Raw genomic sequence first — 20,807 nt, forward strand, 5'->3', positions numbered from 1 at the left:
TACTAAGCTTGACTTAACTTGGCCTGCTGCGCCATTTCTACCACGGCCTGGTAACGACCAGGTCTGTGGTTGATGGTCAATAGCAAATTGACCACCACGGCCCCCAACACCGAGTAAAATACTGCCTGCAAATCAAAGCAAAGTGCTGCCAATGCCAGAATCAGGCAATCCACCACTAATTGAAATGTACCAGCCCGCAGCTTGTATTTTTGTTGCAGGTAGTAAGCCAGGATCCCCAATCCACCTAAACTGGCCTGATGACGAAACAGAATTAACAAACCTGTACCAATCAGCCCACCACCAGCCACCGCCGCAAAGACCGGATGCACCTGTTCAATACTTAAGGCCAGGTGCAGATAATCAGTAAAAACTGAAACCAGTGACACCGCTAAAAAGGTATTAAAAGTGAATCGCCAGCCCAGTTGCCGCCAGGCCAGATAATAAAACGGCAGATTCAACAGGAAAAAACACACACCAAAACCGACAGGCCCCAGGTATGCGCCGATAAGGGCCAGACCTGATGTGCCTCCTGTTACCAGTCCTACAGTTTTAAAAAAAAGTAAGCCAATCGCCACAAACAGTGCCGCCACCATCAGGGCAATGGCATCTTCATAGATTTTATGTGACGGCAGGGGCATGGTATTTCCTTGGCTTTTAGAACAAATAGCAGAAACAAGCTGGCATTGTATTTTACCTGCCCTACCTCGCTTTGATGAGTATCAATAAACACATCATACAGCCCGGCAAAGTGTAAAAAGTAAGGTGGACTTTACGACTCTTTAACTGTTGGTAAGCAGCATGTAGCCAGAATGAAAAAACCGGCTGAGCCGGTTGCCTTAGCGCAACTCAATAAGTCAGAAATACCTAAAAATTTCATATAGATAATTCATTTTGCCTGGTTCTAACCGGCATAAAACATCGATTCGCGGGATATTCGACAAAGGATGCGTTGTTTTCGACAGTCAGCGCCCAGTCATTTTCTTATGCTGACAGCCGGAATCTGATAAATAAAAGGGATCTGCCATGAACTTATACTTACGTTTGATGTTGGCCGTGCTCAGAGGGTTACTGGGGCGCAAGTTACACCTTTTAGATGAAGGCGTTACCTATCACCGGGTGTGGCCCTGGGATTTGGACGCATATGGACATATGAACAATGGTCGCTATCTACAGATCTCAGATGTAGCGCGAATTGAACTGATGTGCAGGACCAATGCAGCACACATTATATTTAAGCGTCGCTTTGGTGGTGTTTTAGGTGGCAGCCTGGTGCGTCACGTAAGGGCACTAAAGGTATTCAGCCGTTATCTGGTGGTGTCCAGAGTGCTGTGTTGGGATGAACGCTGGTTTTACACCGAACACAGATTTGAAACCCTGTCCGGCAAAGTCATTACAACCTGTATTACCCGTGCCGCCCTGCGTTGCAAAAAGGACTGGGCGGGCACTTCAGATATCGTTAACAGCGTAGCCCCTGGCCTGTGCAGCCCAATAGCCAATAAAACGGTTTGTGCCTGGATGAAAGCCGATCAGGCCCTGTCAGAGGCCACGCAACCAATCAACCCCGCAGACAGTGCAAATGACAGCCACCACGATACAGCCACCGCCGTAAACTCGCGTCATTGAGGTCTTTATGCAGCAAATTTGGATTCGTTTTCCCATCCAACAACCCCGAGTTGCCTTGCTAGCAGGGCTGCTATTGATAGGCCTGTTGGCTTTGGGCCTGACCAGGTTGGTTAAAAACACCTCAGTGGATGCCTTTATCCCCGATCAGCATCACTCCCTTGAGGCCAGGGAAACCATACGTCAAATCTTTGGTTTACAAGATCCTATTTTGATTTCCGTGCAGGATACGCAAGGGGATATTTTTTACCCTGAGGCGCTCAACCTGGTGCGTGAATTACATCAGCGCCTGACCATGATGGATAACGTCACGTCAGTACGCAGCCTGGTCACCGAACCTTATGTGAATGGCGATGAGGAACAACTCTATGTTGAAGCATTGCTTGAAAACCCCGTAACAAGTCAGGAACAGGCAACGCAGATTCAACAGCACGCCGCCCAGATGCCAGCCTTTCAGGGTACATTGATTAGCCACAACGGCAGTGCTACCGCCTTAGTGGTAGAAATGCTTAATAGCGAGAAGTCCGATCAGACCTACCTGGCTATTCTGGCGCTGGTCGAAACATACCAGCATGAGAGATTACAGCTGCATGTGGCCGGGCAAGGTGCCATCAGTGGTTACCTGAGTCGTTATATCGACGCTGATTCACGCAAAATGCAGCCGATTATGCTAGCCACTATTCTGCTGTTATTGTTCTTCGCTTTTCGTCAGCTTAAGAGCCTGCCCGGTCCGGTGTTGATTGTCATTGGGGCTGCGTTAGGCACTATTGGCCTAATGGCCTGGTCAGGGGTGCCTTACTTCGCCATTACCGGGGCATTGCCCATAGTCATTACCTCTATTGCCGTTGCTGACTCTATTCACCTACTGACCGCGTATTACGAACGAAGAGCGTTATCGGCCCATACGCCTGCGGCTGAATTGGTGGCCGAGTCCATGTTGGATATGGCAAAACCCATCACCCTGACCACTCTTACCACTATCGCCGGCTTTGCCGGGCTGGCCTTCGCTTCGACTATGCCGCCAATTAAATACTTCGGCCTGTTTGCCGCTCTGGGTGTCGCACTGGCTTGGGTGTTTACCCTCTTATTGCTGCCAGCCGTACTGGTCTTAATGGCCCCAAAAGCAACAAAAACGTTCCAGTTGTCCAATGCTACCGTTAGCAACCGCATCGGTAACCAGTTAACCCATTTTGCAGCGCTTTCCATCCGGTATAGCAAAATGGTAACTGTCACGCTGTTGCTGATCCTGCTTGCTGCACTGTGGGGCGCATCACAGATACGCATTGATCGCTCCCAGATTGAGAATTTTAAGGCAGACGAGCCAATACGTCTGGCGCATACACACTTAAACCATGATTATGCCGGGGCGTCATATCTGGATATTATGCTCAGTACCAAACAGGCAGAGGGCTTGTTAATACCTCAGGTGATGGAAAAAGTCGCCACTTTACAGCATTTCCTGGAACAACAGCCTCAAGTCGGCAAAGTATTGTCAATTACAGACCCATTGACCAAACTGCATCAGATTCTAAACCCAAATGAGCGCCGCTCTTTCCCACCAGATGACCAGGCACTGGCCCAATACCTTTTTCTGTATGAGGCCTCATCAAGCCGTCAGAGTCTGGCGGACAAAATTGATAATCAATATCAACACCTTTTGCTCAGAGTCTATCTGCACAGCGATTATTCCAGTCAGGAGCGTCAGCTTGTGGACGCTACCCAACACTTTCTTCCACAGCTGCTTAAAGACAGCAAACTGAGCTGGACACTGGGGGGGCGAGTCAATGTGCGTTATTACTGGATGAAACGTCTGGCAGAGAGCCACTTCCTGAGTATCGCAATTTCCCTGACATTAGTCAGTGTGATTGCCGGCTGCTTGTTCAGGAGCGCCCTTCTTGGCCTGATAGCTGCTGTGCCGGTGCTGTTTACCATAGTGATCATGTACGGAGTAATGGGTACGCTTGGCATCCTTATCGAGCCTGCCACTTCCATGTTTGCCGCCATCGCCATTGGTGTGGGGATTGATTTTCCGATTCATCTGCTGGAGCGTTTGCAAACCGCCAAATACCAAGGCCTGACATTATGGCAGACACTCCAACAACGTTTTCCTGGTGCCTGCCGGGCCTGCTTTTTTAATGCGGCCGCACTGGCATGCGGCTTTGCCACCTTATTTTTCAGTGAGCTGCCGACCCTGCAACGTTTTGGCCTGATGATTACCCTGGCCTGCGTGACGAGCTTTGTCGTGGCTCTTGTGTGGGTACCAATGGCCTGGCGTTGGTATGCACAACAACCGGCTTCATCTGATTTGCAGTTTGAAACACCACTGCCACCTGAATCACTATAAAAATGCTAAACAGAGGGACCTAAGATGTTATTTTCAACAAGGCTAATGCGCCTTATTTATGTGACATTAGTCATGACGTTGTCAACACAAGCCTATTCATCTTCAACAATCTCAACCCAGCAGAAGATTTTCGGGTTGTCACATTTCTGGCGGGAAGTGACTTATAACTTTGGCCATTGGCAACATGTGCCCGATCTGGATTGGGATAAAGCATATCAGCAAGCCTTGCCCACAATCATGGCGACGCAAAGTGACCTCGCGTACTATCGCGAAATGCAGCGTTTCTGCGCATTGCTAAAGGATGGTCACACCAATATTTATCTGCCGGAAGATCTGAAACGTAATGTGTTAGGCCGTTTGCCAATGACGCTTGTCGAACTGCAGCATCGGGCCATAGTGGATAACATTGCAGCAAATTTAGCAAAAAAGGTACCTATCGGCAGCGAACTACTAAGTATCGACGGCGTTCCTGTGGCAACATTGGTCGAACAACATATTATTCCGCTGATATCGACCTCTGCACCGCATAAATACTGGGACATGGCGGTAACAAGCCCGAGAAATCACGGCCTGGGCCTGTTGGTTGGCGAGCGGAACCGACAGGTGGCCCTGGGGTTTGTGACACCGGGCGGTGACCATATCACAATTGACAGCCAATACCTGCCCGAGGATCAGCAAATTTCCTGGGCTGAGCCACTGCGGGATAAACCGCTGATGGAATTCAGAATGATGGCAAATGGCGTGGTCTATATTGCGCTGAATTACTTCTCTCGCCCTGAGATTGTTGAGGCATTTAAGAGCAAACTAAGCATCTTACAAAAAGCCAGTGGCATCATCCTTGATCTGCGCAGAAATGGCGGTGGAAGTGGTTCAATTGCCGCCGAAATCTTAGCACATTTTACCGAACAGCCCTTTTATGGCACGGCCTGGCAAACCCCCAAACACATTGCCGCCTATCGCGCTTGGGGCAGTGTCAGGGATGAATATAAGGATTTTCACAGCCTACGCGCTATACACCAGGAATCTGCCACCTTGCGCACGCCAGCAGCCGGGCAGAAACTGAAGGCGCCTACCATGGTGTTAATTGGTAAGCATACGGCATCGGCTGCAGAGGATTTTCTGATCATGGCAGACAATATTCCACATATACTGTTTGTCGGTGAACCCACTCATGGTTCTACTGGTCAGCCTTATTATTTTTCCTTGCCGGGCGGCGGGCGAGCGAGGGTCTCAACAAAACATGATACCTATCCTGATGGCCGGGAATACATAGGGGTGGGTATACAGCCCGACGTACTGGTTCGCCCCAGCCTGACCAATATACGTGAAGGCGACGACCCTGTACTAAGCGAAGCACTTCGGCAATTGGCAATTCCTTTGCCGGTCTACTGACCGGCATTCTGTCTGTATTGGTTAGGCGTCAGGCCAAAATACGCTTTAAAACACGCCCCCATATGGGACTGGCTGGCAAAACCACAGTCCTGCGTGATGGCCTTTAGCGACAATCCCTGACGAATCATCTGCGCTACCGCTTCCAGGCGGATGATACGAATAACTTCCAAAGGCGAATAACCACTGATGGCTTTGATCTTTCGCCTGACCTGGGATTCAGATAAGCACAGTAATTCACTCAGTTGTTTTACGCCAAACTCTTCTTCACCCAGATTGTCCTTAACCAGTTGAATCACCTTCTGCATATACTGGTGTTGCCCCGGCGCACAGCCTTTAAGCAATATCTTCACCGTCTTATCGGTTGGCGGCACTGATGACAGGCTAAAACTGGCCTTAAGCAAACGACGAATGCCAATCAGGTTGTCGATTCTGGCAGCCAACAGCGCCGGATCATAGGGCTTACATAGGTAATCATCAGCCAATCTGGCCAATCCCTCCTTACGGCTTTGCGCATCACTCCTGGCAGTCAGCAGAATCACTGGAATATGTGACAACAGTTCATCCGCTCTTATTTGTTCTATAAGCTCTAAACCATTCATGCCCGGCATCATCAGGTCGGACAAAATAACATCTGGAATGGCGATTTTCGCCTGCTCGATGGCCTGGTGCGCATCATCAAAACAACACAAATGAAAGTGTTGGCCCAATTGCTGGCTTAGCTGTTGCAAAAGCTGTGGGTTGTCGTCCACACAATAGACCAGCACATCATGGTCAGTTTGTAGGGCTGTTCCGACGTTTTTGGGCTCAGGGGGCTCTGCCTCCAATTCGGCAAAAAACCAATTTCGATAACGGGATACAGGTTCATCCTGCTCCACCCCAAGGGCTGGCAAGCCCGTCGCGTCCGCAACCACCACGGGTAAAGACACCAATACACAGGTTGGCCCTTGGAGCGAAGATTGTACCTGCAACTGCCCGTTGGCGGCTTCCACCAAGTGTTTAACTAAAGGTAAACCCAACCCCAGACCACAGGATTGCTGCCGTTCATTGGCGCGGATAAATCGCTGAAACAAGCTGTCCAATTGCTGGGTATCCAAGCCCGGCCCTTGATTTTTTACGCTGAATTGCCAATGACCGGAGTCTATCTTAGCCCTTACCTCAATGCTGCTGCCGGAGGATGAATATTTGATAGCATTACTAAGCAAGTTGGTAATGATCTTATCCAGCCCATCCTGCTCAATACATACCAGAGCAGGTGCATTGTCAGCCAGATTCAAACGCCCTGTCGGTAACAACGCGGCGAAAGTATGAAAGTAAAACTCAACAAATTCCTCACAGCGATAACAATGTTGAGGTTGTGTTTTTTGTGCCTGATTGAGACCACTGGATAGGTCCAACATTCTGTCGAGTAACAAACTGACCCGGTGAATCAGTTTTTTTAACGGGCGATACGCTGACAGGCTTTCACCACCGATCACTCCCAACATCAAGGTCAGGGGAGTTTTAAGTTCATGGGCAATGTTAGCCAGTAATTCCTCTTTGTAACTGAGCGCCTGGGCCAAACTCTGACGCTGCAGTTCAATTTGACGATTCTGCTTGCTTAGGTTGGCAGTCTGCTCAGCCACTTGTTGCTGCAGCAACTGATTACGTCGTTGCATACTTGCAGTGCGATACTTGACCACCAACCACAAAATGAAGAGCATGATGATTGAAAACAGTAACCAGGCATACCAACGTTGATACCAATGCGGCAATACCCGAAATTCCAGCAACTGCTGGTCACTACTGTGCATGCCAGTGGGTGAAACTAACCGGGCAAAAAGCTGATAGTTGCCTGAAGGCAGATAACTGAGGTTAATCCGATTACTTTGGCGAGGTAATGTCACCCACTCGGCTTGATAGCCAGCCAACCTGTATTGGTACTGATAGTCGGCTTTGTAACGCTGTGCTCCACCGCTTAACCAAAACTCCAAACCTGCCGTATCGGCTTCCAGCAACAAGGCAGCGTGCCTGCCAGGGTCAGCAAAATGCAGCATAACCTGATTGGCTTGACCATCACGACGAGCAGCCATATAGCTAACACCAAGTTGCGGCTCTGGCTCTTGTGCAGCCAGGTTGTCCGGTTTAAACGCCAACAAACCTCGTTCACTGCCAAATGCCAAGCGGCCATCTTCTAGCTGGTAAGCGGCATGCAAGTTGAATTTATCGGTGGCCAGGCCATCAGCACGACTGTAAATCCTGGGCCGTGGCGTTGAAGTAGTATCAATATGAACCAGTCCTGCCGTAGAACCCAGCCAAGTCCCAGAGACATCAGAAATACCACTGACGGTCATTCGGTCCTGCAACAAGCTGGGAAACACTTCCTGTAGTTGTAAATTACCTGTTTCCAGCGCCAGAGTTCCCCGCCCTCCCTGCAACCACCATGCATTATCCAGTCTGCGAGAAAATGACACAAAAGCCACTGCAGCGTTAGGTAATGTGTTGTCCAGCCAAAACGCCTCACTATGAGTAAAATCAGCGTCCAGAACCACGCCACGGTTGATCGCAAGCAGGTAATAGCGGCCATCATGCCCCACCTCAACATCCACCATTTGCCCACAAGGAATAGGGGTATTGTCGCCTTGTGACTGAATAGTGCTAAATTGCCCCGTTGTTCTGTCAAGAACATGCAGCAGGCCGGTACCGGCAAACAACATCCTGTTTCTGTCCCGGTCTTGTGCAATAGACAGTATACCACTGCGCTTATAGTTGCGGCACTTTACATGCGCTTCCAGAGGATAGGCTGTAACCCATTCGCCGCTATGCACATTCAGCGAGGACAGCCCCTTATCGGTGGCTATCCACAACATTCCATACTGATCAAGGTACATGTCCTGCACCCTGTTGGAAGGTAATGAAAATTGCCTATCACCTACCTGATAATGCCCTACCTGCTGCTCTTGTTTGTCCAACACCAGTACACCGCTGTCATGGGTTCCCACCCACATCACGTCCTGCCACTGCGCCAGCGCACTGACACTGGCTTTGCCAAGCAGAGGTTCAGCCAGGCTATGCAAAGCCAATTGATGTACCGAGGCAATCAATACGCCCTGCTCCGTGGCTAACAGCAGTTCGTCCTGAGTATTCAGTTGCAAATCTGAGATATTCCTGGCCTCACCCTGAGGTAGCAACATGGTAATGGCCAGAGCAGCGTCCAATTGACCGCCCTGCAGACCGGCTTTGAACAACCCGCCTTGTGCACCAATCCATAGCAGGCCATTTCTGTCTTGTGCCAATCCGAATATAGCGGCCTGATCCAATTCAGGCAGACCGCTGATTAACCTGACCGGAGCCTGAGGCTGACCTTCAAATGACCATAACCACAGCCCTTCGCCCAGGCTACCGAGCAGATATTGTGTGCTATTCAGAGCAAGTACAGAATTAAATGCCGGATAGGCTTGGGAAGCAGGCTGCATCAGCGGGGTAAAATCCGTTTCCCCGGGCTGCCATAGAAATGCCCCTTTTAAACTGAACAACAACAGTTTGTTATGCCAGGGCAAAAAATGCAGGACCTCGCCCATTTCCCGACTGTCAATTTTGGCCAGTACGCTGAGATCCTCCTGACGTATATGCCAAAGATGTCGTGTTGAACTTAACCATAAGGTGCCATCGTCCATCTCATATACCTGGCGGTAGGCTTCACCGCTTGGTGTTGAATCCGGCACTGCGCGAAAGGCCGCTGCTCCAGGCCTGAGTACATTGGCCCCCTTTTGCGTCATCACCCAGATACTGCCATCACGGGTTTGATGTAACCCTCTTATCAGATTGTCGTCCAATCCTGCAACAAAACCCTTGCCCTGCAACATAGGCACCAGATGCTTGCCGTCATACCAATTCAAGCCCGACATAGTACCAATCCAGAGATTGCTTTTACGGTCTTCCATTACTTGCCAGGTGTATTCGCTGGTCAGCCCCTCTACCACTTGCTCAAAGCGCATTGTCGTGGCCATGGCAAGGTTGACATCAAGGCTCTGCCAGCCCAGAAAAAAAAGCCCTATCGGCCAGTTTTTTGTTATCCAATTCACAACTTATACTCAAATCACACATGTATTGACAGCCGCCCGGCATCATACCTGTTTTGGCCTTAGGCCCCTGGCATCAAGCGCGCATCATTTAACAGAATTCATGCATAGGATGCTGCAAACAAGCCAACCTTGTTCTCGCCACAAACACTTTGTTGCACACTACGCACAGAAGCCACCTATACCTAAAATGGCTTTTCCCTGTCCGCCAAGCCTGCATAAGGAGAATGTTGTGCACCGGGTACATTTGATTGTCGGTATTCTGATTACGGTTCGATTGTTGGTGGGTTGTGGAGGCGCAAGTGACACCCCTGCACCGACTGCCGGCACTTCGGTCCCGACGCAACTGACCTTTGCTGGCCTGATGGGTACAGAGATGCTACCCGCCGCCCCAGTAAAGACCCGGCTTTTATCAGCCCCATCTGATGCCAAAGATGGCCAGCCCTTGATTGCCAGGCTGTCGTCACCGGGCACGGTGCTGGCTACCAATGGCGCTGAAATGTTTAACGGCTCGCTGAGTTATCGCGCACTGCCGCCTTTTGAACTGGATATATTCAGCCAGGGCGACATGCTGATACCGGTGCAGCGCGGCATTTTGGCAACGCATCAGAATGCGCAGTTCTGGCAACTCATTTTTTCCCCTGGACGTATCTGGCAGCAACGTGATGATCAGGGTATGAGCCGCGGCCAGTTAGTCGTGACCCTGGTCAATCCTTACTACGCCAATGCGCACAATGGCGTGCTGACCTTTTTGTATAAAGACGGCCAGATCAGTCAGGGCTGGCTGCAGATTTTTCAGGAAAATGTGGACTGGTTAAAACAGGATTTCTGGGGCACCGTGCCGCTGGCGCTGACAGACAAGACAGAGTTGGATATGCAAAGTGCCAAAACACACTGGCAATGGGAACAACAGATGAACTTGCCGCGGGGTGCCTGGCAATCACTGGCAGAAATTGCCACAGATGCGTCTTTATCCGCTTACACCAGCAGCATTGCCGAGCACAATCTGTCTGCCACCGGATTGATCTATCAGGGACGGCTTTACGCTAAGCCGCTAAATACCCGATACGGGCCGTTTCCTTATCCTGAGGCCATGCGCCACGGTGTCTATTCCGTTTCCAAGTCTATGGCGGCCGCCCTCACCCTGTTCAGGCTCGCACAGGTATATGGCGCAGAAGTGTTGCACGAAAAAATCATCGCGCACATTCCACAAGGGGGATTACACCATGGTTGGCAGCAGGTGACCTTTTCTCAGGCCTTGTCTATGGCGACGGGCACCGGTGATGCCTACCCAGATGCAGATACCCTTGCCACTTTTGCAGACGAACACTTCGAACCCGACAGCCGCATGACATTGTTCAGTCTGGCTCGCAGCAGCAATGACAAACTTAGACATGCCCTGGCCTTTGGCGATTATCCCTGGGGGCCGGGAGAAATAGTGCGCTATAACACGTCTGTGACTTTTGTTCTGGCGGTGGCGATGCAGCACTATCTTGCCAGCATGGGAGACACAAGGCCGTTATGGCAAATGATGCAGGAGGATGTCTATGCCAGGCTCGGCATGTCACACTTTGCGATGATGCACACCACAGAAGCGGATGCACAGACAGCAATACCCATCATGGGCGTCGGCATTTATCCCACCGAGCAGGATACCGCCAAACTGGCTTTGTTGTTACAGCAAAAAGGTATTTGGCAGGGCGAACAACTGCTGTCATCTGCACTGATAGAAGAGATCCTTAGTTTTAACCAGGATACCGGTTTACCTGCCGATGCAACGCCATCGCTGGGACGCCGTTATCATCATAGTTTCTGGGCTCAGCCTATGCCGTTATCTGCAACTTGCGCCCCCATGGTGCCTTTTATGCTGGGGTACGGGAACAACTACCTGATGTTTCCCGGCAACGACATAGTGCTGTATCGCTATCAGGACAGTTTTAATAATGACAAACTGTCAATGCTGAACCTGGCGGATGACCTGCAGGCCATATGTCCATAAGCCTGTTACTTGGTGCATCCACGCTGATTAAAGCAGCGAACCAGGTCAGAGCTAAGGGCTTGCTTGCATAGCAGCAGAAATCCTGGATGACAGCCAACGCATAGTGTTTACAAACAACTTGGCGTTATCATTATCCGGGCTGCTGATCGTCACATGGACTTTTTCTTTGTGATCAAAGGTAAAAATAAAATTGCGGAACATGCCCTGGTCTGTGGTAATCACCACCCTGCCCCGGCCATATTCAAATGCCAGCATTCCAGCATAATAATCTGAGCTTTCATGAAAACTATTGTCCTGATTGAAATTGGCCGAGCCGGGCGGGAATCGCAGCACTGCATCCTGGGGCTGGCGAAACACCGCTGCGCCACACAGAAAGTCCACTTTTCGCACCGTTTCTCCCATGGCTAACAGCGGGTGGGCGGTATTCAGCAGCCCATCCTTTTCGGACATACCGAAAAAATGCGAACATCGGTCATCTGCAGAAACAAAGCTGGGAAATAGCGATGTAAACAGATAGCCATCCCGAAACTCCACCCCCAACGCATCCAGCAGTGCCTTAGCGCCACTGCCTCCAGGGTGATGGCTCAGCACTAGAAAGAGTCCGCCGCCGCCATCCACAAAATGCACGATGTCCTGTAGTTCCTGAGCAGACAGCCCTGATTTCCAGAATGTCGCGCCATTTGACAAGGTTTCACTAACATCCGGTAGCCCATGGATAATCAGAATATCTCCGCTCAGGGCTGAAGCGTCTAAGGCTTTGTCTATATAGGCGTAACTAAAACCATCTCTTTGCAAAATATCCAACATGGCATGGGCACCATGCTCATCACCCTCATTTTGGTATATGGTTGGATGAACCCTGTCTATCAGCACTTTAGTATCATGGGCATAGGCAAGCGGTGTAAAACTGGCTTTGTAGTCCAGATCCACCACGGCATCGGTGACGTGTTTCTTATCTGCAGCATCAGCTCTGCCCTCGAAAATCAGACAAGCGATCAAAAATATGGGGGGTAGGCCTAGGCGGTACATTATTTTTCCTTCGGCAGGCGTTTGAAGGTCCATGTTACCCAGCGTCCCTATCTCTTCTCTATCAAATTTCGGGACATATTTATCATCCGTCGATCAGTCTCACCCTGCATTCGGACTGGCCCCATGCTCAATCGAGCAAAGTATGTCGCTTAAGCTGCATGTTACCTACCTCTTGCCTACAGATGCCCGCAAGTTTGCTGTAATAGCCAGGCGATGGCAGATGGCCAGCGCTAAGCAAAATCATATGGAAGGAAGCAAAAATGCACAAAGTTATTTTATTTGCCAGCATGCTGGCCGGCAGTGCCAATGCCGAATGGCAGGAACAACAGGTATGCGACTATGAAACCATTGAAATACAAGTAGAGAAGCGCGACTGTCATTATTCGGGCACCATTCACGCCAATGTAGACGATATTATCCGCGCAGTACCGGCCAGTGTGCTGCAAACCATGGTTGCTCCAGCTGTCTGTCCGCAGCAAACCTTAACCCATAAAATCAAAAAAGTACGCACCCAGGAAGGCCGCTGGGAATATGTACAATTTCATGGCGCGATACCGCTGCTATCGCAGTCGGTATATTTTGTCACTGAGCAGCGTACGCAAGTAGTAGAAGGTTCATGCCGAACCGAGTGGGTCTGGGTATGCCCGGCTGGCGGGCCACCAACCGGACCTGATGACTGCTGAAGATAGTATGCAAATTAGCCGGGAATTGTCGTCAAAGTGCAGGAAAAAGACACTTCGTCGCCAGTCTTCCGGCCTCTTTGCCAGCCTTGCAGAGCATAGAATACGGCAGCACGGGTCCCATCCTCGGTGTTGAGACGCAGAGAAGTAACACCACCTTGGTGGCACCAACTCACCAATTCGGTTAGCAGCGCTTTGCCAATGCCCTGGCCTTGGAAGTCGGGCGCAACAAATAATGCCCAGACTTCGGCCTTAAGCTTATTGACTATATAAAGCCAACCACAGATTGATTCACCTCGCAAACCCAACCGCGCTCTAGGGGCTGTTCATCCTTCAAGTATGATTTTGCAGCAGTTTGTGGGCCCTTTATACAAGGCAGCGCGAACGTGGTGTAGTGATTCTACATAAGTGAGTAATAACGCCGTAGAAAGGGCCCACAAGCGCTGCCCGAAGGGTTCAACCCAGCCCCTCCTGCTCTGTGTTGCCGGGCCTTGACTTAGGTCCACTAGGCCTGCAGCCCGGCGTCGTGACCAGAAGGGGCTGGATTTGAACAAAATCCATACTTGAAAGATGAACAGGCCCTTACAACATAATATGCTCCAGATACATGGCATCTGTGATTTTCCCCGGGTCTGCCAGTTTGTTTTGCTGTACCGACAGCCGGATATCTGACATAGCCGGAATGTCAGCAGGAACGGCTTGACGGATGCGATAACACAACTCAGATCCAAACATCATTGGCGGCCGTCAGTTGCCCGCCAGCCTCTCCGGTATTTATTACCCCTTTAGGCTCCACCAACAAGATATGACATTCCTGTCTGGCCACGGGCCGGTGCATCACCCCGCGTTTGACCACAAACATCTCGCCTTGCTGCAAATGAACCAGACTGTCTGTCAGTTCAATATCCAGACAACCTTTGAGTACAATAAAGACTTCATCTGTGTCTGGGTGTTCATGCCAGACAAATTCCCCCAGCACTTTTACCAGCTTAAACTGATAATCATTCATCTCTGTCACCACCTTGGGCGACCAATGTTCATTAAATAATGTCAGTTTTTCAGCAAAATTGATGACTTGATTCAACATGCAATTGTTCCTGTGATTAAACCAATACTGAACGCCACAAGGGAAGGTCGCTATGATGCGCTCCCTGAGCAAAAAAATCTTCTGCCAGTAAGTCCATCTCCACCCAATCCTTGCCATCGTCAGGGCGTGGTGAAGCTGTTACCCGTTGTTTAAAGCCCAACTTTGTATATAAGCGCCTGGCGCGCTGATTAAATGCCAATACATCCAGGCTGATTCGTTTCAGGCCCAGTTGGGTGAAACCAAACTGAATAAGTAACAGCGACGCTTCGCCGCCCAGCCCCTGGCCAAATTGGCCGGATTCATATAAAGCAATACGAAAATTGGCGGATTGCTCGTCAGCGTCATATTCATTGAGACTGGCCTCACCCAGCAACCGGTTCGGATGTGCGCTGGATTCAATCATAAAGTCCCATCTGTCCCTGGCCTGTGCCACACGTCGGCAGTAATCCCTGACCTGCTGCAGACTGAAGGTTTGCTCAGTGCCGGTTAGCTTTTGCAGCAAGGGATCATGCAATGACGCAAACATGGCATCGGCATCAGCCTCACCAATCGGCCTTAGTCGCACTTTCACACCATACAAATGCGGAGTGTCTGGCATCAGTGATGCTCCTCTGTTTGTTTTGATCAATAGCTTAATCAAATGGCATTAGCAGGCCTATCAACATACGCGCAAAATGTATTGCCAGAGAGCCAAAGGCTCATTTATCTGATTAATGTCAGCAGGCTGATAAATCATGCGCCATTGATGATATCCCGGCCGCTCCCACCCTGATTACCATAGGCCGGTAGAACCAAGGGAGTAACCAATGAACCTGTATTTACGACTGCTGCTGGCCCTGCTGAAAGGTTTTCGTACCAAGCAGAAGCATCCACTTGAACCCATCGTCAGCTATTTCCGCGTGATGCCGTGGGATCTCGATGTGCTGGGTCATATGAATAACGGTCGCTACCTGCAGATTTCTGATGTAGCGCGTATGGACTGGATGAGCCAGGCCAGGATCTTAAATGCCATTTTGCGTAACCGCTGGGGGGCATTACTTGGCGGCAGCTTAATACGCTATAGCCGTGCCCTGAAACTATGGCAAAAATACCGGGTGGTGACCCGAGTCACCTCCTGGGATGAGCGCTGGTTCTTTATCGAGCACAGGTTTGAAACCATGTGTGGCAAAGAAGTGGCATGTTGCCTGACACGCGCCGCCCTGCGCAGTAAAAAAGGCTGGGCTGGCACGCAGCCGATCATTGATGAAGTAGTACCAGGCTTACAAAGTCCCGCTCACTGTCCCAAAGTGTCCGCCTGGCTGAATGCTGATGACACATTGGTAGGACAGCAAAGTTTCAGTCATGTGGCTGAGCGTCATAGCCAGGCGGCAGCATTTGACTATCTGACCGGAAATCAACCCAGATGAGCAGATTCTTAACTGTTGCCATCCAGCATCCCAAACGCTGCTTATTGCTGGGGTTGTTGTTTATCCTGATCTGCGCAGCGGGTCTGCATAAATTGGTCAAGAACACGTCAGTGGATGCCTTTATTCCGGCCGATCACCCATCTATTTTGTCGCGCGACAAAGTCAGGCAGGTGTTCGGACTGCAGGACCCACTTGTGGTCTCCATCAGCAGCGCAGATGGGTCCATATTCAACCCCCAAAGCCTGAATCTGCTCCTAAACCTGCATCATCAGTTTGCCGCACTTGCCAATGTCAGACAGGTAAAAAGCCTGGTCAGTGAAGCACATATACAGGCAGATGATAGCAGTTTACAGGTTGCACCTTTGTTGTCAGAGCAAATCAGCACCCTTCGACAAGCCGAGGACATCGGCCGCAAGGCCATGCAGATGCCGCCTTTTATCGGCACACTGGTTGCCTATGATCAACGTGCTCTGGCCTTGGTGGTTGAGCTGGTAGAGCAAGACAAGGCCGATGAAACCTATCAATTGCTATTGCAGACAGTCGCACCTTTTGAAACTACTTCACAGCATATTTATGTGGCCGGTCAGGGAGCGGTTGGCGGCTATCTCAGTAAGTACATTGACACGGATTCACGGCGTATGCAGCCGGTCGTGGTCGGCACCATCTTATTGTTGCTGTATCTGGCCTTCAGACAATTTAAGGCACTGACCGGTCCGTTAGTGGTGATACTGGCCTCAGCTCTTGGCGCCATAGGTACCATGGCCTGGTTCAATGTGCCTTACTATGCCATTACCAGTGCCTTGCCAGTGGTTATCACGGCCATTGCGGTGGCCGATGCAATCCATGTACTCACCGCCTACTATGAGCTCAAAGCACAACATGGTAACTGGTCACAGCGCAGGCTGGTGGGTGCGGCCATGCTGGATATGGCCCGCCCTATCACACTGACCACCCTTACCACCCTGGCTGGGTTTATTGGCCTGTCTGTGGCGTCCATTATGCCTCCGGTAAAGTATTTTGGCTTGTTTGCCGCCCTGGGCGTGCTTATCGCCTGGCTGTTCACCATGTTAGTCCTGCCCGCACTATTGATCCTGCTCAGATTGCCAGAAACCAGTATCTTCGCCAGACGCCAGGATAACCGGGCCAACCTGGTGGGCAAAGCACTGACCCGATTGTCGTTGGCGACAGTGCGATCTCCTGGCATCAGCATGACGATACTACTGCTGATCATGCTCATTGCCGCTGCTGGTGCCATGCACCTGCGTGTTGACCGTGCCCAGGTAGAGAACTTTACCGCCGGTGAACCCATTCGCATCGCCCATGATCACTTGAACCAGCACTATGCAGGAAGCGCTTATCTGGACATTCTGATCAGCACAGACAGTGCGCAGGGACTGGTGAATAGCACACTACTTGAAGAAGTCGCAGCACTGCAGGACTATTTGCAAAGCATGCAAGGAGTGAACAAAACCCAGTCTATTTTAGATCCACTGGGCGTGCTGCAGGCACAACTGGAAGGTAAGGCGTCGGTCTCCCGTTTTCAGGGCGACGAAGACAGTTTTTCTCAATATCTGCTGCTGTTTGAATCCTCAGCCAAGCCGACTGATTACGCTGACAAGATAGACAACCAATATCAGCAGATGCTGGTGCGGGCTTACTTGAATACCGATCTGTTCAGTGAAGAAAAACGCATCGTTGAAGCGCTGCAAGGCCAGTTGCCAAGGTTATTTACTCAGCAAGGGGTCAGCATAGAGCTGGCAGGCCGGGTCAATGTCGACTACCACTGGATGACCCGCCTGGGCGATAGCCACTTTCGTAGTATTGGCATTTCTATGTTACTGGTTCTGGTATTTTCCAGTTTGCTGTTCCGCAGTCTGTCTGACGGACTGATTTGTGTGGCGCCTGTGGCCTTCGCCATTTTGGTGGTATATGGGGTCATGGGCTGGCAGGGGATCTTCCTTGAACCAGCTACGTCGATGTTCGCCGCCATTGCTATTGGGGTGGGAATTGACTTTGCCATTCACTTTATTGAACGCTTGCAACTCGCCCTCAAGCACACCCCGTCGCTGGAAGAGGCCATCAAACATAAGTTTCCCAGTGCTGCCAGAGCCTGTTTCTTTAATGGTGCTGCCCTGGCCTGCGGTTTCGCTACCTTGTTTGTGTCATCACTCCCTACCCTGCAACGCTTCGGCCTGATGATCACCCTTGCCTGCCTGACCAGCTTTTTTGCCGCGCTAGTGATGATCCCCCTGGCCTACCGATGGCGACTGCGCCGTTCGACAAATCGCGCACGCCGCTTATCCATCAATTGGTAATAACAAGAACACAGGAACACCTATGAAACTGACTATTTTTATGCTCGGACTGCTGACAATCAGCGGCTCGATTCAGGCACAGACTATGACGGCACAGGAGGTCGCCAAGCAAATCATGCAGCGCCCGGACGGCCAGCACGTAAAACGCCAGCTGCGCATGACCTTAATTGACCCTTCAGGCAACAAGATGAGCCGCGAAGCGGAAGTGTGGCGAACAACGGATCAGCAGATTCGTAAAACCCTGATTCGCTTTACCGCGCCAAAAAGAATAAAAGACACGGCATTTTTAACCTTCGACTACCAACTTGAAAATCACGATGACGAGCAATGGATGTATTTACCCGCGCTGCGCAGGGAGCGGCGCATTCCGGCCTCTGATCGCGGTGACCACTTTATGGGCAGCGAATTCAGCTACGAAGATGTTAAAAGTGAACTGAAGTTTCCACTGCATGACTACCAGTTCAGCCTGCTGGGACAAGAACAGGGGTACTGGTTGCTGCAGGGCATTCCGGTCAGCCCTGAGCTGGCGGATTCCCTTGGCTTTAGTCGCTTTGTTGCCAAAGTAGACGAACAGAGCTGGTTGCCCATACAAGTCGAGTTCTGGGATCGTCAGGACAGGCCGCTGAAAACGGTGAAAGTCACTGACAAAGCGCTGATTGATGGATTCTGGACTCTCAAGCAAATTGAAGTCAGCAATGTACAAAGCGGCCATGCCAGTCGCTTTGACTATCTGACTGTTGAGTACCGCAAAGACATGGATCCTAAGCGCTTCAATGTCACCAGTTTGAGGCAGTAATATGCGCCTGTTGTTACTCAGTTTTCTGCCATTGGCATTGCAGGCTCAGGAATCAGCAGTGCAGTTCGATAACCGTTTATCCCTGTACAGCGGCATGTCGGACGGAAGTTTGTATGAAAGCCGCTTGCAATGGGACGGCAAAGCGGCGATTTCCTTAGATGACAGTCTGGATCTGAGGTTCAGCGGTTATCTTTGGTCTGACAGTCAAGCTAATCTCAGCGGAGAACATCAGGCGGCCTATTTACGTGAAGCTTTTGTTTCATTTACCTGGCAAGGTCTTAACTGGCAATTGGGTAAACAAGTACATAGCTGGAGTAAGCTGGATAATCTGGTCAACTTTGAGCAGGTCACTGCACGGGATTTCAGCCGTTTTATTCTGAGCAACTTCGATGACAGTGCCAGGGGACAGTGGATGCTGTCAGCCACCAGAGCAACCGAGCAGGGGCAATGGCAATGGTTAGTTGCACCCACAACCCAGGTTCACAAGCTGCCCCACCAGGGTGACAGGTATGAGTTTAAAGCGCCCAGGTTGCGTTTCGGCTTTCCTTATGTGGCCAACGCCAGTACAGCAAAAGTGGCAAACTCCGCGGGTTCACCCCTAGTGGCCATGCGTTACGAAGGTTACAGCCAGGAATGGCAGTGGTCGGTGCAGGCACGCTACGGCGACGATTTTGAGCCTCTGGCCCGTTGGCAACAAAATCCCGATGCTCAACCTCAGTTGAATACATTTTACAAAAAGCGTGGCACGGTGGGGGCGTCGGCCAGTCGTCAATTAGGCGAGGCGGTGCTGCGTGCCGAGCTGCTACTCAGCCCTTCCCGTTATTTTAATACCCATGATCAGGGCCAGCTTGGTATCACGCGACATCATCAGTTAGCGGCAGGACTGGGCATCGATGTCAATGGCCCGTGGGACACCTTTGTTAATTTGCAACTAGTGTGGGATCAGGTTCTGTCGCCCGCAGAAACCCTGGTACGTCCCGCCACGGATCGCATCTGGTCACTGACCCTGCGCCGTGACTTTGCCGCCCAGCGCTGGCTGTCAGAAATGCGCTGGTACGGCAGCAATGCTGGTGATGGTCTGGTACGCCTGGCACTGACGTATATCGCCAGTGATAATCTGGAACTTAAAGCCGGGGTTGATTGGTTTTACGGTGCCAACAACGGTTACTTTGGTCAATACAGCGAGTTGGATCAACTCAATGTGCAGGCTCATTGGTACTTTTAAAAAGCATGGCGGGCACCCCGCCATCCTTATTGCTGTTGGTCCATAGTCTGGCGATACAGATTCGGCGTGCTACCAAAATAAGCCTTAAAAGCCGTGCCCATATGCGACTGACTGGAAAATCCGCATTCATGGGCCACCACTTTGAGACTCTCCCCTTCCCGTATCATGGCCGCCGCCGCTTCCAGACGAATTATCCGCAGTACTTCCTGGGGGGTATAACCGCTGATGGCTTTCACCTTACGCCTGACCTGCGAGTCTGACAGATACAAGGCCTCCGACAACTCCCGTATCCCAAAGTCCGGCTCCTGCAAGTGCCCTTTCAGGCAATCAATCACTTTGTCCATAAACTTACGCTGGTCCGGCGCACAGTCCTGATACAGCACCTTGAGCGGGTCGGATGCCTGGTCCAGGGGGGCTTCCACCGCAAAGCGGGCTCTCAGCAAGCGCCGAATGGCCAGCAGGTTATCTATCTTCACGGCCAGTCCCATCGGCTCATACGGCTTGTTAATATAATCATCGGCCAGCGCCAGCAGGCCTTTGTTTCGACTGTCTTTATCCGCTCTGGCGGTCAGCAGTATCACCGGAATATGCGACAACAGCTCGTCTTCGCGCACCTGTTTCACCACCTCAAAGCCACTCATCTGCGGCATCATCACATCGCTCAGAATAATATCCGGCAAACTGGCGCTGGCCTCTGTCAGCGCCGTCTGCGGATTATCAAAACAGCGCAACTGATAACGTTGGCCCAACTGCTCCTGTAACTGTCCCAGCAGTTCCAGATTATCGTCAATGCAAAACACCAGGGCCTGTTCTTCCGGCGCCTGCGTTTCTTGCGGTAAGGCAAACACCGGCGACG

17 protein-coding genes are annotated in these 20,807 nt (G+C 50.9%); 9 read left to right on the top strand and 8 right to left on the bottom strand.

The features are described 5' to 3' along the window. Positions 1-2 precede the first annotated feature (2 nt). Positions 3-638 (bottom strand): YitT family protein, encoded by a 636-nt coding sequence (locus ABD028_RS04955; protein ID WP_343842458.1) that lies wholly within the window; start codon positions 636-638, stop codon positions 3-5. A gap of 385 nt (positions 639-1,023) precedes the next feature. Here ABD028_RS04955 and ABD028_RS04960 point away from each other — a divergent pair, with 385 nt between their 5' ends. From ABD028_RS04960 to ABD028_RS04970, 3 genes are read left to right on the top strand one after another with little or no spacing between them, the layout of a single operon-like run. After that, positions 1,024-1,623, top strand: a complete 600-nt coding sequence (locus ABD028_RS04960; protein ID WP_343842461.1) for a thioesterase family protein — start codon at positions 1,024-1,026, stop codon at positions 1,621-1,623. Positions 1,624-1,630: 7 nt separating this feature from the next. Beyond that, positions 1,631-3,964 carry an efflux RND transporter permease subunit gene (locus ABD028_RS04965; RefSeq protein WP_343842464.1) on the top strand — a complete coding sequence of 778 codons (2,334 nt, stop codon included), beginning with the start codon at positions 1,631-1,633 and terminating at the stop codon, positions 3,962-3,964. Between the two features lie 24 nt (positions 3,965-3,988). Next, on the top strand, positions 3,989-5,356 hold the full coding sequence (locus ABD028_RS04970; protein ID WP_343842467.1) for a S41 family peptidase: 1,368 nt from the start codon (positions 3,989-3,991) through the stop codon (positions 5,354-5,356). On the opposite strand, the gene ABD028_RS04975 is transcribed toward ABD028_RS04970, so the two are convergent. After that, positions 5,350-9,417 carry a response regulator gene (locus tag ABD028_RS04975; RefSeq protein WP_343842470.1) on the bottom strand — a complete coding sequence of 1,356 codons (4,068 nt, stop codon included), beginning with the start codon at positions 9,415-9,417 and terminating at the stop codon, positions 5,350-5,352. The genes ABD028_RS04970 and ABD028_RS04975 overlap by 7 nt on opposite strands. Before the next feature lie 229 nt (positions 9,418-9,646). Between ABD028_RS04975 and ABD028_RS04980 the strand changes: the two genes are divergently transcribed. Continuing rightward, the gene (locus ABD028_RS04980; RefSeq protein ID WP_343842473.1) at positions 9,647-11,413 is read left to right on the top strand and encodes a serine hydrolase; all 1,767 of its coding nucleotides are present in this window, start codon (positions 9,647-9,649) and stop codon (positions 11,411-11,413) included. A 51-nt stretch (positions 11,414-11,464) separates the two neighbouring features. Here ABD028_RS04980 and ABD028_RS04985 read toward each other — a convergent pair whose 3' ends face one another. Then, complete coding sequence (locus ABD028_RS04985) at positions 11,465-12,442, bottom strand: hypothetical protein (RefSeq protein ID WP_343842475.1); 978 nt, start codon at positions 12,440-12,442, stop codon at positions 11,465-11,467. Positions 12,443-12,702: 260 nt separating this feature from the next. Here ABD028_RS04985 and ABD028_RS04990 point away from each other — a divergent pair, with 260 nt between their 5' ends. After that, positions 12,703-13,125: a hypothetical protein gene (locus ABD028_RS04990; RefSeq protein WP_343842477.1), complete on the top strand. Its 423-nt coding sequence runs from the start codon at positions 12,703-12,705 to the stop codon at positions 13,123-13,125. 14 nt (positions 13,126-13,139) lie between these two features. Here the strand turns inward: ABD028_RS04990 and ABD028_RS23235 are convergent, their stop codons facing one another. The 4 genes from ABD028_RS23235 to ABD028_RS05005 form a co-directional block, all read right to left on the bottom strand. Further along, positions 13,140-13,430: a GNAT family N-acetyltransferase gene (locus ABD028_RS23235; RefSeq protein WP_425542061.1), complete on the bottom strand. Its 291-nt coding sequence runs from the start codon at positions 13,428-13,430 to the stop codon at positions 13,140-13,142. 274 nt (positions 13,431-13,704) lie between these two features. Then, positions 13,705-13,860 carry a hypothetical protein gene (locus ABD028_RS04995; RefSeq protein ID WP_343842480.1) on the bottom strand — a complete coding sequence of 52 codons (156 nt, stop codon included), beginning with the start codon at positions 13,858-13,860 and terminating at the stop codon, positions 13,705-13,707. Next, positions 13,844-14,209, bottom strand: coding sequence for a cupin domain-containing protein (locus ABD028_RS05000; protein WP_102796998.1), 366 nt, complete (start codon positions 14,207-14,209; stop codon positions 13,844-13,846). Before ABD028_RS05000 ends, ABD028_RS04995 begins: the two co-directional genes overlap by 17 nt. Positions 14,210-14,225: 16 nt before the next feature. Next, positions 14,226-14,807: a GNAT family N-acetyltransferase gene (locus ABD028_RS05005; RefSeq protein WP_343842485.1), complete on the bottom strand. Its 582-nt coding sequence runs from the start codon at positions 14,805-14,807 to the stop codon at positions 14,226-14,228. A 208-nt stretch (positions 14,808-15,015) separates the two neighbouring features. Between ABD028_RS05005 and ABD028_RS05010 the strand changes: the two genes are divergently transcribed. Genes ABD028_RS05010 through ABD028_RS05025 form a run of 4 tightly spaced genes read left to right on the top strand, consistent with a single transcriptional unit; the run spans position 15,016 to position 19,951 of the window. After that, positions 15,016-15,615, top strand: coding sequence for a thioesterase family protein (locus ABD028_RS05010; RefSeq protein ID WP_102797000.1), 600 nt, complete (start codon positions 15,016-15,018; stop codon positions 15,613-15,615). Next, the gene (locus ABD028_RS05015; RefSeq protein ID WP_343842488.1) at positions 15,612-17,930 is read left to right on the top strand and encodes an efflux RND transporter permease subunit; all 2,319 of its coding nucleotides are present in this window, start codon (positions 15,612-15,614) and stop codon (positions 17,928-17,930) included. The genes ABD028_RS05010 and ABD028_RS05015 overlap by 4 nt, the downstream gene beginning before the upstream one ends. A gap of 22 nt (positions 17,931-17,952) precedes the next feature. Continuing rightward, entirely contained in the window at positions 17,953-18,726 is a 774-nt protein-coding gene (locus ABD028_RS05020) for an outer membrane lipoprotein-sorting protein (RefSeq protein WP_343842491.1), read from the top strand. Between the two features lies 1 nt (position 18,727). Next, a complete protein-coding gene (locus ABD028_RS05025; RefSeq protein WP_343842494.1) occupies positions 18,728-19,951 on the top strand; it encodes a hypothetical protein in 1,224 nt (407 codons plus the stop codon). A 26-nt stretch (positions 19,952-19,977) separates the two neighbouring features. On the opposite strand, the gene ABD028_RS05030 is transcribed toward ABD028_RS05025, so the two are convergent. Further along, positions 19,978-20,807: response regulator (locus ABD028_RS05030; RefSeq protein ID WP_343842497.1), on the bottom strand; the 830-nt coding region annotated here is incomplete at its 5' end.

Origin of the sequence: Bowmanella denitrificans (assembly GCF_039522935.1) — a bacterium.
Classification (GTDB): domain Bacteria; phylum Pseudomonadota; class Gammaproteobacteria; order Enterobacterales; family Alteromonadaceae; genus Bowmanella; species Bowmanella denitrificans.

What these genes read in the sequence shown, in the direction of transcription:
- ABD028_RS04995 (WP_343842480.1), bottom strand. Translation starts at nt 13,860, where the DNA reads ATGATGTTTGGATCTGAGTTGTGTTATCGCATCCGTCAAGCCGTTCCT.
- ABD028_RS05005 (WP_343842485.1), bottom strand. Translation starts at nt 14,807, where the DNA reads ATGCCAGACACTCCGCATTTGTATGGTGTGAAAGTGCGACTAAGGCCG.
- ABD028_RS05020 (WP_343842491.1), top strand. Translation starts at nt 17,953, where the DNA reads ATGAAACTGACTATTTTTATGCTCGGACTGCTGACAATCAGCGGCTCG.
- ABD028_RS04960 (WP_343842461.1), top strand. Translation starts at nt 1,024, where the DNA reads ATGAACTTATACTTACGTTTGATGTTGGCCGTGCTCAGAGGGTTACTG.
- ABD028_RS04990 (WP_343842477.1), top strand. Translation starts at nt 12,703, where the DNA reads ATGCACAAAGTTATTTTATTTGCCAGCATGCTGGCCGGCAGTGCCAAT.
- ABD028_RS04965 (WP_343842464.1), top strand. Translation starts at nt 1,631, where the DNA reads ATGCAGCAAATTTGGATTCGTTTTCCCATCCAACAACCCCGAGTTGCC.
- ABD028_RS04970 (WP_343842467.1), top strand. Translation starts at nt 3,989, where the DNA reads ATGTTATTTTCAACAAGGCTAATGCGCCTTATTTATGTGACATTAGTC.
- ABD028_RS04985 (WP_343842475.1), bottom strand. Translation starts at nt 12,442, where the DNA reads ATGTACCGCCTAGGCCTACCCCCCATATTTTTGATCGCTTGTCTGATT.
- ABD028_RS05015 (WP_343842488.1), top strand. Translation starts at nt 15,612, where the DNA reads ATGAGCAGATTCTTAACTGTTGCCATCCAGCATCCCAAACGCTGCTTA.
- ABD028_RS05010 (WP_102797000.1), top strand. Translation starts at nt 15,016, where the DNA reads ATGAACCTGTATTTACGACTGCTGCTGGCCCTGCTGAAAGGTTTTCGT.
- ABD028_RS05000 (WP_102796998.1), bottom strand. Translation starts at nt 14,209, where the DNA reads ATGTTGAATCAAGTCATCAATTTTGCTGAAAAACTGACATTATTTAAT.
- ABD028_RS05025 (WP_343842494.1), top strand. Translation starts at nt 18,728, where the DNA reads ATGCGCCTGTTGTTACTCAGTTTTCTGCCATTGGCATTGCAGGCTCAG.
- ABD028_RS04955 (WP_343842458.1), bottom strand. Translation starts at nt 638, where the DNA reads ATGCCCCTGCCGTCACATAAAATCTATGAAGATGCCATTGCCCTGATG.